Genomic DNA, 12557 nt, shown 5'->3' with positions numbered 1-12557 from the left:
GGCAATGAAAACGTTTTCGTTACATTTGCTAATCTTTTAATTTTAGCAAAAAATGAAGCCAGATCTATTTGAAGCTCCCGATTATTACAACCTTGATGATTTACTAACTGATGAGCACAAATTGGTTAGAGATGCAGCACGTGAATGGGTAAAACGTGACATCTCCCCAATCATCGAATCCTATGCTCAGAAAGCTGAATTTCCAACACAAATTATAAAGGGCCTAGCAGAGATTGGTGCCTTTGGACCTTATATCCCTGAAGAATATGGAGGTGCAGGTCTTGATCAGATATCTTATGGACTCATTATGCAGGAAATTGAACGGGGAGATTCTGGTGTGCGCAGTACGGCATCGGTTCAGTCCTCTTTAGTGATGTATCCTATTTGGAAATATGGTAATGAAGAACAACGTCAGAAGTACTTGCCAAAACTAGCCTCTGGCGAATGGATGGGGTCTTTTGGATTAACCGAACCCGATCATGGTTCCAACCCTGGTGGTATGGTTACCAATTATAAGGATATGGGTGATCATTACTTATTAAATGGAGCTAAATTATGGATTAGCAATTCTCCGTTTTGTGATGTTGCCGTGGTTTGGGCTAAGAATGAAGAAGGACGCATCCACGGATTAATAGTAGAGCGTGAGATGGAAGGCTTCTCGACCCCAGAAACGCACAACAAGTGGTCCTTGCGCGCCTCTGCAACTGGCGAACTAATTTTCCAGGATGTCAAAGTGCCAAAAGAGAATTTATTACCTAACAAAAGTGGTCTTGGAGCACCATTAGGTTGTCTGGATTCAGCACGTTATGGAATTGCATGGGGTGCTATAGGTGCAGCCATGGATTGTTATGATACAGCCTTACGTTACGCCAAAGAGCGTGTTCAATTTGGTAAGCCCATTGCAGCGTTTCAATTGCAACAAAAGAAGTTGGCGGAGATGATTACCGAAATTACTAAAGCGCAACTCCTAGCCTTTAGGCTCGGTCAGCTTAAAAACGAAAATCGTGCTTCATCGGCTCAAATTTCAATGGCCAAGCGTAATAATGTAGAAATGGCGATTACTATAGCTCGCGAAGCACGACAAATTTTAGGTGGTATGGGTATAACGGGTGAATACAGCATCATGCGTCATATGATGAATCTTGAAAGTGTTATTACCTACGAAGGCACCCATGATATCCATCTGTTAATAACAGGACTGGATATTACTGGTCATAATGCGTTTAAATAAGCTACATAAAACCTTTTTTTATTGGGGAGTTTGGTTCTTGTTATTGGTAACAATTGTTCCCTCCTGCTCCAGCAATGACTATTCGCCGCCTGAAGGGTCTCCAGAAATGGCCGATACCATTGCAGTTCATATTTTGTCACTTGGTGACAGCTATACTGTGGGCACCAGTGTTTGTGAGTCTTGTGGTTTCCCAATTCAGTTAAAGGACAGCCTCCTAATTAGTTCGGATCCTGTTTTCGACCCTTCTGTTGACATTCTTGCTACCTCTGGATGGACCACCTCCAATTTGCTTGGCGCCATTAACAGCACGGATCTTAACGAACCTTATGATCTGGTAACCTTGTTAATTGGAGTTAATAATCAATTTCAGGGGCAACCATTTGCCATTTATGATTCTGAATTTAGACAGTTACTGGAGGAGAGTATTGCTCTAGCTGGCAACGATCCAGATAATGTCTTAGTGCTTTCCATACCCGATTATGCGTTTACGCCTTTTGGGCAGAATTGGGGTAATCCTGTGGAAACAAGTTCTAACATAGACCTGTATAATGGGTTTGCAGAAACTGTCTGTGATGACAAAGGAGTTAACTTTATCAATATTACTGACATCAGCAGAGAAGGACTAAGCAGAACAGAATTAATTGCCGCTGATGGTTTGCATTTATCAGCGATTGCCTATAGCGAAATTGTTAAGCTGATACTGCCATTAGTGAGATTAAAACTAATAGAGGACTAACTTTCTGGTGCCAGTTCTACTTTAAGTCCTTCCATTTCAGGAGTCATTTGAATTTGGCATCCCAAACGACTGTTATCCTTAACATAAAATGCCTCAGATAACATGGCCTCTTCGTCATCTTGCATCTCAGGCAACTCATGGTCAGATAATACATAGCATTGACAAGAAGCACACATGGCCATTCCTCCACAGACTCCAATGGTACCTTCAGGAGCTAATTCAAAAGATCTAACCACCTCCATAAGGTTCATAGCCATATCAGTTGGAGCCTCAATGCTATGACTAACTCCCTCTCTATCGATTATAGTTATGGCTACGTCTTGTTCCATTATTCAATAGCTTTTACTACGGCTTTAGGTGCTTCTTTTCTGGTGCCATCAAACCCATCAACTCCACTCACAGTTGTATATTTAAGTACGTAGCGTTTGCCCGGATTGATAATTTTATAGGCTGCCTGGCACATTAAAGTCGCCTCGTGGAACCCACAAAGGATTAGTTTTAATTTACCAGGGTAATAATTGCCATCACCTATGGCAAAAATCCCTGGAATGTTGGTTTGGTAATCCAAGGCATTATTAACCTTTATGGCATTCTTCTCAATCTCTAAGCCCCAGTTAGCAATAGGACCTAATTTAGGAGAAAGGCCAAATAAAGGAATAAAGTGATCGGTTTCAATCAGTACCGGATCAGCATCTTTTTTAGTTATCTCCAGAGCTTCAACCTTATCTGCACCCTTAATAGCAGTGACCTCAGCAGGAGTAATCAGGTTGATCTTTCCTTGATTTTTTAATTCCTGAACTTTCTCAACAGAATCTAAATGCCCTCTAAACTCATTGCGTCGGTGCACCAATGTTACCGAAGCCGCCACATCAGACAAAAAGATACTCCAATCCAGTGCAGAATCGCCCCCACCTGCAATAATCACCTTTTTATCACGATACATTTCTGGCTCCTTGATCATGTACTCGACTCCCTTATCTTCAAAATCGGTAATGTTAGGAAGATCGGGTTTTCTTGGTTCAAAACTTCCTAGGCCACTGGCAATTGCTACAACGGGTGCTTGATGTTGCGTGCCTTTATTAGTAGTTACAATAAAAGTACCATCGTCCTGCTTTTCTATATGATCTGCACGTTCGCCAAGTGTAAACCCAGGTTCAAACTGCTTGCACTGCTCGAGCAATTTGTCAGTAAGATCACCTGCAAGAATTTCAGGGTAACCGGGAATATCGTAAATAGGTTTCTTTGGATAAAGCTCTGAGCATTGCCCGCCAGGCTGTGGCAAGGCATCAATGAGGTGGCATTTTAACTTAAGAAGACCAGCCTCAAATACTGCGAATAGGCCGGTAGGGCCAGCTCCGATAATAATTATATCTGTTGTGATCATATTGGACTAAACTTGCTGCAAATCTATAAATGTGAAATTGATGAGTTTGTGACAAATGTCACTATTCAACGTTTATCACCTGTTCTATTTGAGGAGCATACTTTTTAATAGTCATTTCTACACCAGATTTTAGGGTCATCTGGTTAACGCTGCAATTGGTACAGGCGCCTTCCAATTGGACCTTAACAAGCTTATCATCTTCTATGGATAAAAGAGAAATATTACCGCCATCGCTTTGTAAGAAGGGACGTATCTCTTCTAAAGCTTTTTCGACATTTAATCGTAACTCTTGTGAATTCATCATTAATTCTTTTTTACAGCAGAACACCCTGCCATGGTTGTAATTTTTATAGCTTCTGTAGCAGGTAAATTTTCATTTCTATCTACTACTTCTTGAACCACCTCTTTTGTAATGAGGTCAAAGGCAAGTGCCACAGGACTTCCTTCCTGCAATGCGGCCGGCCGCCCAACATCCCCAGCCTCTCTTATACTTTGCACCAAAGGCACCTCACCTAAGAAAGGTACATTTAAATCCATAGCCAGGTATTTAGCACCTTCTTGTCCAAAGATATAGTATTTATTATCAGGGAGTTCAGCCGGTGTGAAATAAGCCATATTTTCAATGATGCCAAGAACAGGCACATTAATATTATCTTGCTGAAACATTGCCACACCTTTTTTAGCATCTGCCAGGGCCACATTTTGAGGGGTACTTACTACCACTGAGCCCGTGATTGGTAAGGCTTGCATAATACTCAAATGAATATCCCCAGTTCCCGGTGGCAAATCGATGAGAAGAAAATCCAGTTCCCCCCAGGCTGCATCAAAAATCATTTGATTTAAGGCTTTGGAGGCCATAGGTCCTCTCCAAATCACAGCTTGATCTGGTTTTGTAAAAAACCCAATAGATAAAACCTTTACACCATAATTCTCAATAGGTTTCATCTTGGACTTTCCATCGATAGTAACTGACAGTGGACGCTCTGAAGCTACGGCAAACATGATGGGAATTGACGGACCATAAATATCTGCATCTAAGACTCCTACCTTAAAGCCCATTTTTGCTAAAGTCACAGCCAGATTTGCAGTAACCGTCGATTTTCCAACACCACCCTTTCCAGAAGCCACAGCAACTATATTACTAATCCCTGGAATTGGTTTGCCCTTTATTTCGTTCTTCTCCTGCTTAGGTGGCACCTCCTGTTTCACGTTAACCGAAATCTTAGCCTTAGCATAGACTTGATCGTGAATGGTTTTAAGAATAGCCACTTCCGTTTTCTTGCGCGCTTGAAGTGTAGGGTTTTTAATTGTAATATCAACAACTACCTCATCAGCAAATGTCATGATATTAGTTACCGCACCACTATCAACCATATTTTCCCCTTCACCAGGTACCGTTATGGTACGTAGAGCATTGTATATATCTTGCTTATTTATTTTCAAAGCTTATTCAGATTAATTCCAAATGCAAAGATACTTCGAATTGTTTGGATTTCCTTAGCTTGAGATGAAATGTATCTATGCTAAAATTTGCTTTAGTTATAGCAACTTTATCCTAATTTTTTAACTCTTTAAGAGGATCCCAGAAGAGCGCTTTAAAGTTCTTAATTTGATTATCTACAACAACCGCCCCTTCATTTTCTAATAATTGCTGCATGAGGTTTGTTCCCTCAAAATGATGCTTCCCTGTTAATAAACCATTTCTGTTCACCACCCGATGCGCAGGTACGTCTTTTCCATGCGAGGCATTCATGGCATAGCCTACCAATCTTGAGCTTCTTGCCGCACCAAGATACTTTGCAATAGCACCATAACTGGTAACCCTCCCCTCCGGGATCATCCTTACCACATCATAAACCCGTTCAAAAAAACTAAGTGTTTCCGGCTTCATTAGAGGTCTTTTAGAATATTTATAAAAGTGATTAATGCTACCAATCCAGTGATACTCCCAATAACATAATTCATGTTTTTTTGAGAAGTGAGGGGATTTGTTTTAATCTTATCAAAAAAGAAAATATACACATAAAGCATTACAAAGGTCCCCATGGTAGCCCCTGTTACATAGGTAATAATACTGGTTTTTTCAAAGTCCAACCACCCAAAAGAAGCCAATGTAATAGTCATATAAGCCTGATATGGAATTGGAAACAGATTTAATGAAGCCAGCATCATGCCATGTGCCAATCGACCACGCTTACTTTTAACCTCCTCTTCAACAATGGTCTCTTCCTTCTTTTTGGTGGCAATGGCCAGAAAATAAACCGATATTAGAATGAAAAGCACAAATGCCACCTTTTGAAGAATAGCAATAACATCTGGCCGGGTTGATAAATACCTAGCAAAAATGGCGGCCAAATAGGTTTGAATAAAAACAGTAATACAAACACCTGTAGAAAACATAATTCCCCTGCCCGGCCCTTCTTTTAAGCTAATTTTGGCAGCAGTCATATTTAATAATCCTGGTGGAATAACGCCAATCAAGGCTATAAATAAGCCCAGAAAAAAGATGAATGTAATATTCAAGCCTTAGTGGATTTTGAATCTAATATAGGTAATTGCTTTGTCTTGCTCTAAATATTGCTGTTCATAAAAGGTTTGAATGTTAGTAACTTCATCCGGGCTTCCTTTAAGGTGGTAGACATGATGATTGGCATATTCTATCTCAAAACCCAAACCATGTAAAAGACCAAGTGTGTAGCCATGCATAAACTCACTGTCTGTTTTTAAATGAACAATACCCCCTGGTTTCAAAATCTTCTTATAGCGCTCTAAAAACGTTTGATTAGTCAGGCGATGCTTAGTTCGTTTGTATTTGATTTGGGGGTCTGGGAATGTGATCCAAATTTCATCAACTTCACTTTTTGCAAAAGCATATTCAATTAATTCTATTTGAGTTCTGAGAAATTTAGCGTTGTCAATAGACTCCTCTATTGCGGTTTTTGCCCCACGCCAAAATCGGGCCCCTTTTATATCAATACCTATAAAGTTTTTATCTGGATAACGTTTAGCCAAACCAACGGTGTACTCTCCTTTACCACAGCCTAGCTCCAATACCAGTGGGTTTTTATTCTTAAAAATTCTGGACTTCCAATTACCCTTTAAAGCAAAAACCCCAGAAGTCAGCTCCTCACGAGTTGGCTGAAAAACATTATTGAAATTTTCATTCTCTTTAAAGCGTTTTAGTTTGTTTTTACTTCCCACGGTATTATTAACTATTTCTTAGCGTTTTTAATTTTTAAATAAAATTAAAGAAACATTCACGCTGTATATTTGGCTGCAATATTACGAAAGCTCTGGTATCTTTATTTGAAAAATTACAGATCTTATACCCAATTAGTGTTTGCTCATGAAACGAATTTTGGTTGCTCCTTTAAACTGGGGCCTTGGACATGCCACCAGATGCATACCCATTATTACATCACTTGAAGCACATGGTTTTGAGCCTATAATCGCTAGCGACGGTCAAGCATTAGCGCTCCTTAAAATGGAATTTCCCCATTTAACACATGTTGAGCTCCCTTCTTATAACATTACCTACGCAGACAAAGGTGAGAAGTTTAAACTAAAACTGATAAAAGACTCACCACACCTCATTAAAACCATCAAAAAAGAAAAAAAGGCCACTAAAAACATCATAAGCAAATACAACATTGATGGCATAATTTCAGATAATCGTTTTGGGGTGCGACATAAGCGCATTCCGTCCGTTTTTATAACACATCAGCTGCGTGTTTTAAGTGGCACAACCACTTGGTTGAGCACAGCTTTACATAAACAAATTATTGAAAAGTTCAATGAATGCTGGATACCCGACCAAAAGGATAACCCTAATTTAAGTGGAAAACTTGGGCATGTTGATAATATGGGACTTCCATTATGCTATCTTGGTCCATTAAGCAGATTTACTAAATCTAATCAGATTAAGCGCTATAAACTTATGGTCTTATTATCTGGGCCTGAACCTCAGCGTACAATGCTAGAGGAGCAATTACTAAATGAATTAGAGAATTATAAAGGTCCCTGTCTTTTTGTAAAAGGCAAAATTGAAAGTGCGCAAACTAAAGAAGAATATAATAACCTTACGATTTATAATTTCTTAACGAGTAAGGACCTGGAGGAGGCTCTTAATTCAAGTGAATTAATACTATCACGTTCTGGGTATACAACCGTGATGGACCTGGCAAAACTTGGGAATAAAGCCTTTTTTATTCCAACACCAGGGCAATTTGAACAAGAATATCTGGCTCAAAAATTAATGGAAGATGGGATTGCACCTTTTGCCACACAAGACAGCTTTCATTTAAGCCTATTAAAAGAAATAGAAAAATTTAAAGGCTTCAATGAACTTAACTACTTGGTAGATTATGCTACCTTATTTAGCCTTTTCAAGCGTAAATGAAAACTCACTACCCACTTCAGGCTCGCTCTCTACATAAATTTTTTCCTCATGGGCTTCAATGATGTGCTTTACAATGGATAAGCCTAAACCGGAACCACCTTCTTTTCTAGATCCGCTTTTATCCACTCTGTAGAAGCGTTCGAATAATCGAGGTATATGTTCCTCCGTGATACCTTCTCCATTGTCGGTTACACGAATAATAACCTTATTCTTAATTAAGTTTTCTATGCTAACTTCCGTTGTTCCTTTTTCGCGTCCATACTTAATTGAATTAACTACTAAATTGGTAAGAACTTGTTGAATACGCTCTTTATCTGCATTTACTAGAACGGGCTTACTGTAATCCATGTCAAAAGTCAGCGTTATGTTCTTTTTGGCTGCTTTCATTTCAAAAAGATCAAAAACATTTTCAACCAACTCCACAATATCAAAAACCTCTTTGTTTAGGCGCAGATCACCCACCTCTAATTTAGTGATCATATCCAGATCCTTGATGATATATATGAGACGTTCAACTCCCTTATTAGCCCGTTTTAAGTACTTTTTCCTAATGACTTCATCGTCCATAGCACCATCTAACAAGGTTAAGATATATCCTTGAACGGTAAAGAGGGGAGTCTTCATTTCGTGAGAGACATTACCCATAAACTCTTTACGGTATTCTTCTCTAACCTTTAAGGTCTCGATCTCCAGTTTTTTATCTCTGGCAAACTTATCAATCTCTCTTGTTAAGGTCCCCATATCGGTGGTGATAGGTTGCTGCCGTAAGTTGGTAGATTCTAAAAGAGTTAAATCGTCATAGATTTGCTTAACCCGTTTGTAGATGAACTTTTCTACGCGAAATTGAATAATTGCAAAGGCGAGCGGATAACACACTAAAGGAAAAAAGATAATTTGCCAGTTGAGCTGGTGGTAAAAAAACAAAAAAACACTCACTAAGAGTGTTGCAAAAAGCGTAATGTAAAGCGAAGTTCGATACGCGAACTTATAGGATTTTTTAAACTTTTCTTGCATCAGTCCACAAACTTGTAGCCAACACCTTTTACAGTTTTAAACGATTTGTCACCTATTTTTTCTCTGAGCTTTCTAATATGAACATCGATGGTCCTTCCTCCCACAACAACCTCATTGCCCCAGACTTTATCTAAAATCTCTTCTCGTTTAAATACTTTTCCAGGTTTGGTAGTCAGTAAAGATAGTAATTCAAACTCTTTACGGGGTAGAATTATCTCTTCGCCCTTATTGACAATCTTGTACTCTTCGCGATTAATCACCAGGTCACCTATCTTTACAATGGAATCTAACTGACCCTCAGAATTCTTGATTCGTCTTAGGAGTGCCTTTACCTTTGACACCAACACCTTAGGTTTAATAGGTTTAGTGATGTAATCATCTGCTCCAGCATCAAACCCAGCGACTTGCGAATAATCTTCACCGCGCGCGGTTAAAAACGTAATGATGGTTTGACCTAAATCCGGTATTTCACGCAATCGTTCGCAAGCTTCAATACCATCCATTTCCGGCATCATAACATCCAGAATAATTAAGTGTGGTTTGATTTTTTTAGCTTTCTCTATGGCCTGATTACCATTTTCACCAGTGTATACCTGATAACCTTCGCTTTCAAGATTATAGCCAACAATTTCCAGAATATCTGGCTCATCGTCAACTAACAGTATTTTAATATCCTTTTTCTTCACGCTGTAAAATTAAGCTTAACTCAGGTAAATATAAAGCTTATCTTAGATACCCTTTACATTGGCTAAAATTCATAACAATTCTCTAACATTAGCTGAACAAGTCTGTAGGCAATCTTTAATACTTTAACAACTGTTGATTATTATGGAAAGTTATTTTGTTTAACTTTTATCAACATTTTATATTTTTAAGTCTTCTAATTAATTAAATCAATCCTTATGAAAAAACTTTACATTACCATTTTATCCCTATTTACAACTTTGCTTTCCTTCGGACAGGTGATAGTTGCCGAGAGTTTTAGTTATCCAGACGGTAGTTTGGTGCCAAATGGCGGTTGGTTAAATTCTAGCGGTGCAGAAGGAGATTTATTGGTTGAATCAGGTAAAGCTGTAGTTCAACATGGTACTCCAAGCGAGGACGTTGAGATTACTTTTTCGGCTGTAAACGGTGACATTTACGCCGGTTTCGATTTCTCTGTTGATGATTTAGGTGCACCCTACTCAGATGCAGGTACTGATTTTGAATACTTTGCTCATTTTAGCTTTAGAGCACAAATGGATATTGTTCCACCTACAGGTGGCGGAGACTACTCCGTTGGTATTTCCTCTGATGACAACACTGCTGAAGATGTTTGGGCAACAGACCTTACTTATGGTGTAACTTATAGAGCTATCATAAGATTCAATCAAGACACTGGTACGGCTACTCTATGGATTGATCCGACAATGTCCTCTGACACTTCAATAACTGGTAGTCCTGACGGTGCTTTTTCTGTTACATCTTTTGATTTACGACAATCTGATTCAGATGAAAATGAAACTATTCGAGTAGATGATCTGATGATTGGTCAAACCTTCAATGATGTTGTAACTTTCGCTGAGCAAACAGATCCAGCCATTAACATAGATTCACCTGGTGACGGTGAAGTTCTTGATTCAGGAACCACATCTGTTGATGTTGAGTTTTCTATAGATAATGACCCTGGCGCAACCGTAAACATATCGGTTGTAATTAATGGTGGTACACCAGCCGTAAGTAATGGTGTAAGCAGTCCGTTCACCATAAATGGGTTAAGTGACGGAGATGCAATTGACGTGAATGTTGACCTTGTAGATGGCGGCGTTTTAGATTCAGATTCCATCAGCTTTAGCATAGCATCTGTGTCTCAAGTGGCAGACATTGCAGGCCTGAGAGCCGGCGTTCAAGGAAATTTATACCAAATTACAGGTGAAGTAATTGTGAGTTTTGTAACTGGGAACTCCAGAAATCAAATTTTCATTCAAGATTCAAGTGGCGGAATATTAATTGATGACAATAGTGCAATTATTACTACTGCATACAATACTGGTGATGGCATTACAGGATTAACTGGGGAATTAGGGGAATTTGGAAATGTATTACAATTAGTCCCTTCTAGCGACCCTGGTGCACCTTCGTCAACCGGAGTTAGCATATCTGCACAAGTGGTAAGCATAGATGATTTATTGAATAATATTGACACCTATGAGTCGCAACTTGTATTTATAAGTGATGTCACTTTTGCCGATGGTAATGGTGTAAATACCTTCTCATCCAGCACAAATTATGACATTTCAGACTCAAGTGGCGGGCCTCTAATATTTAGAACGAACTATCCAAATGATAATATGGATGGTGAACTTATCCCAAATTCTCCAACATCAATTACAGTGTTGGCGGGAGAATTTTTTGGAACAGTACAGGTATACCCAAGAGCACCAAATGAAGTATTATCCAACGATGAATTTGAAATTAGAGATTTTAGTATTTATCCAAATCCTGTTGAAAATGGTTTAGTCAACATAGTTCATCAAGGAAGCACTGAATTAGATATAACCGTTTATGATATCTTAGGCAAAGAGATCCTGGACACTCAAGTTTCCAACAACCAAATTGATGTATCTGACCTAAAATCGGGACTATACATCTTAAGGATATCGGACAATGGCAATTCCATTACCAAAAAACTAGTGATTAAATAAGACCACTATTCTTATAATCTTAAAAAGCGCTGTATGGTTACAGCGCTTTTTTATTTGATATTTTTGGGCCATGAAATTCACCCGGGATGTCTTTAATATTTCAAGCGAAGAAGAGTTCAATACAATTGCTATGGAACTCTTTGCCTTTCAATTTGAAAATAATCCTGTTTACAGATCCTTTTGCGATCTGTTGTACAAACATCCTGGAGATATTAATACTATTGAGGAGATTCCATTTCTGCCCATTTCTTTTTTTAAATCGAAGCAAATACTAAGTGGCACCGACCAAGTAGAGAAAACATTCACGAGCTCTGGAACCACAGGTTCAGTCACTAGCAAGCATGAGGTCTTAGATTTGGAATTGTACCATAAAAGTTATACTTCCGGTTTTCAACACTTTTATGGAGGCATTCAGGACTATGCTATTTTAGGACTGCTTCCAAGTTATCTGGAGCGTGAAGGGTCCTCTTTAATTTATATGGTAGAGGGACTGATTAAAACCAGCAAACATCCTCAAAGTGGGTTTTATCTTTATAATCATGAAGATTTAGACCTAACACTTAAAGAGTTGGAATCCAATCAGACTCCAACATTGCTTATAGGAGTGTCATTTGCGCTTCTGAATTTTATTGAGAAGTATCCCCAGAAGTTACAACATACCATCGTCATGGAAACTGGGGGTATGAAAGGGCGTCGTAAGGAACTAATACGAGAAGACCTTCATCAGTTATTACAAAAAGGGTTTGGGGTTGAGGCCATTCACAGCGAATATGGTATGACAGAACTATTAAGTCAGGCCTATTCTAAAGGACAGGGAATCTTTAAATGCCCTCCATGGATGAAAGTCTTAACAAGGGAGACAGAAGATCCCTTTCATATATTAGGGACCAATAAAACCGGAGGCTTAAACATTATAGACCTGGCTAATAGCAACTCTTGTAGTTTTATTGCTACTCAAGATTTAGGTCGGGTTGAAGCAAACGGGGATTTCCAAGTCATTGGCCGTTTTGACCATTCAGATATTCGCGGATGTAATTTAATGGCTTTGTAAGTTCAGGTAAACATTTACGACCAAGTCATCACTGTGAGGTATCAAAATTACAGTAGAT

Annotated in this window: 14 protein-coding genes; 5 read left to right on the top strand and 9 right to left on the bottom strand. The window is 38.9% G+C overall.

What is annotated here, in order from left to right:
* The first annotated feature begins 52 nt into the window (after nt 1–52).
* Together DN064_RS02600 and DN064_RS02595 are read left to right on the top strand one after the other, a co-directional pair.
* Nucleotides 53–1231 carry an acyl-CoA dehydrogenase family protein gene (locus DN064_RS02600; protein WP_115461044.1) on the top strand — a complete coding sequence of 393 codons (1179 nt, stop codon included), beginning with the start codon at nt 53–55 and terminating at the stop codon, nt 1229–1231.
* A complete protein-coding gene (locus tag DN064_RS02595) occupies nt 1218–1967 on the top strand; it encodes an SGNH/GDSL hydrolase family protein (protein WP_232827351.1) in 750 nt (249 codons plus the stop codon). The genes DN064_RS02600 and DN064_RS02595 overlap by 14 nt, the downstream gene beginning before the upstream one ends.
* Here DN064_RS02595 and DN064_RS02590 read toward each other — a convergent pair.
* From DN064_RS02590 to trmB, 7 genes are all read right to left on the bottom strand, one after another.
* The gene (locus DN064_RS02590; RefSeq protein ID WP_115461043.1) at nt 1964–2296 is read right to left on the bottom strand and encodes a 2Fe-2S iron-sulfur cluster-binding family protein; all 333 of its coding nucleotides are present in this window, start codon (nt 2294–2296) and stop codon (nt 1964–1966) included. The two genes, DN064_RS02595 and DN064_RS02590, sit on opposite strands and share 4 nt — an antisense overlap.
* Nucleotides 2296–3351 carry an NAD(P)/FAD-dependent oxidoreductase gene (locus DN064_RS02585; protein WP_115461042.1) on the bottom strand — a complete coding sequence of 352 codons (1056 nt, stop codon included), beginning with the start codon at nt 3349–3351 and terminating at the stop codon, nt 2296–2298. The genes DN064_RS02590 and DN064_RS02585 overlap by 1 nt, the downstream gene beginning before the upstream one ends.
* A 61-nt stretch (nt 3352–3412) precedes the next feature.
* The gene (locus tag DN064_RS02580) at nt 3413–3652 is read right to left on the bottom strand and encodes a NifU family protein (protein WP_115461041.1); all 240 of its coding nucleotides are present in this window, start codon (nt 3650–3652) and stop codon (nt 3413–3415) included.
* Nucleotides 3653–3654: 2 nt separating this feature from the next.
* Nucleotides 3655–4794 carry an Mrp/NBP35 family ATP-binding protein gene (locus tag DN064_RS02575; RefSeq protein WP_115461040.1) on the bottom strand — a complete coding sequence of 380 codons (1140 nt, stop codon included), beginning with the start codon at nt 4792–4794 and terminating at the stop codon, nt 3655–3657.
* A 112-nt stretch (nt 4795–4906) separates the two neighbouring features.
* Complete coding sequence (locus tag DN064_RS02570) at nt 4907–5242, bottom strand: MGMT family protein (protein ID WP_115461039.1); 336 nt, start codon at nt 5240–5242, stop codon at nt 4907–4909.
* Nucleotides 5242–5874 carry a LysE family transporter gene (locus DN064_RS02565; RefSeq protein ID WP_115461038.1) on the bottom strand — a complete coding sequence of 211 codons (633 nt, stop codon included), beginning with the start codon at nt 5872–5874 and terminating at the stop codon, nt 5242–5244. Before DN064_RS02565 ends, DN064_RS02570 begins: the two co-directional genes overlap by 1 nt.
* A 3-nt stretch (nt 5875–5877) precedes the next feature.
* The gene (trmB, locus tag DN064_RS02560) at nt 5878–6552 is read right to left on the bottom strand and encodes a tRNA (guanosine(46)-N7)-methyltransferase TrmB (protein WP_115461037.1); all 675 of its coding nucleotides are present in this window, start codon (nt 6550–6552) and stop codon (nt 5878–5880) included.
* A gap of 145 nt (nt 6553–6697) precedes the next feature.
* Between trmB and DN064_RS02555 the strand changes: the two genes are divergently transcribed.
* Nucleotides 6698–7750 (top strand): glycosyltransferase, encoded by a 1053-nt coding sequence (locus DN064_RS02555; protein ID WP_115461036.1) that lies wholly within the window; start codon nt 6698–6700, stop codon nt 7748–7750.
* On the opposite strand, the gene DN064_RS02550 is transcribed toward DN064_RS02555, so the two are convergent.
* Entirely contained in the window at nt 7724–8764 is a 1041-nt protein-coding gene (locus DN064_RS02550) for a sensor histidine kinase (protein WP_115461035.1), read from the bottom strand. The two genes, DN064_RS02555 and DN064_RS02550, sit on opposite strands and share 27 nt — an antisense overlap.
* Entirely contained in the window at nt 8764–9450 is a 687-nt protein-coding gene (locus DN064_RS02545; protein ID WP_115461034.1) for a response regulator transcription factor, read from the bottom strand. The genes DN064_RS02550 and DN064_RS02545 overlap by 1 nt, the downstream gene beginning before the upstream one ends.
* Nucleotides 9451–9666: 216 nt before the next feature.
* Here DN064_RS02545 and DN064_RS02540 point away from each other — a divergent pair, with 216 nt between their 5' ends.
* Entirely contained in the window at nt 9667–11448 is a 1782-nt protein-coding gene (locus DN064_RS02540; RefSeq protein WP_115461033.1) for a T9SS type A sorting domain-containing protein, read from the top strand.
* Between the two features lie 70 nt (nt 11449–11518).
* Entirely contained in the window at nt 11519–12499 is a 981-nt protein-coding gene (locus DN064_RS02535; protein ID WP_115461032.1) for a LuxE/PaaK family acyltransferase, read from the top strand.
* Nucleotides 12500–12557: the final 58 nt, after the last annotated feature.

Origin of the sequence: Winogradskyella aurantiaca (assembly GCF_003362725.1) — a bacterium.
Taxonomy (GTDB): Bacteria; Bacteroidota; Bacteroidia; order Flavobacteriales; family Flavobacteriaceae; genus Winogradskyella_A; species Winogradskyella_A aurantiaca.
Note: the sequence above shows the minus strand (reverse complement) of the source record. Positions and strands in the feature narration are given on the sequence as shown.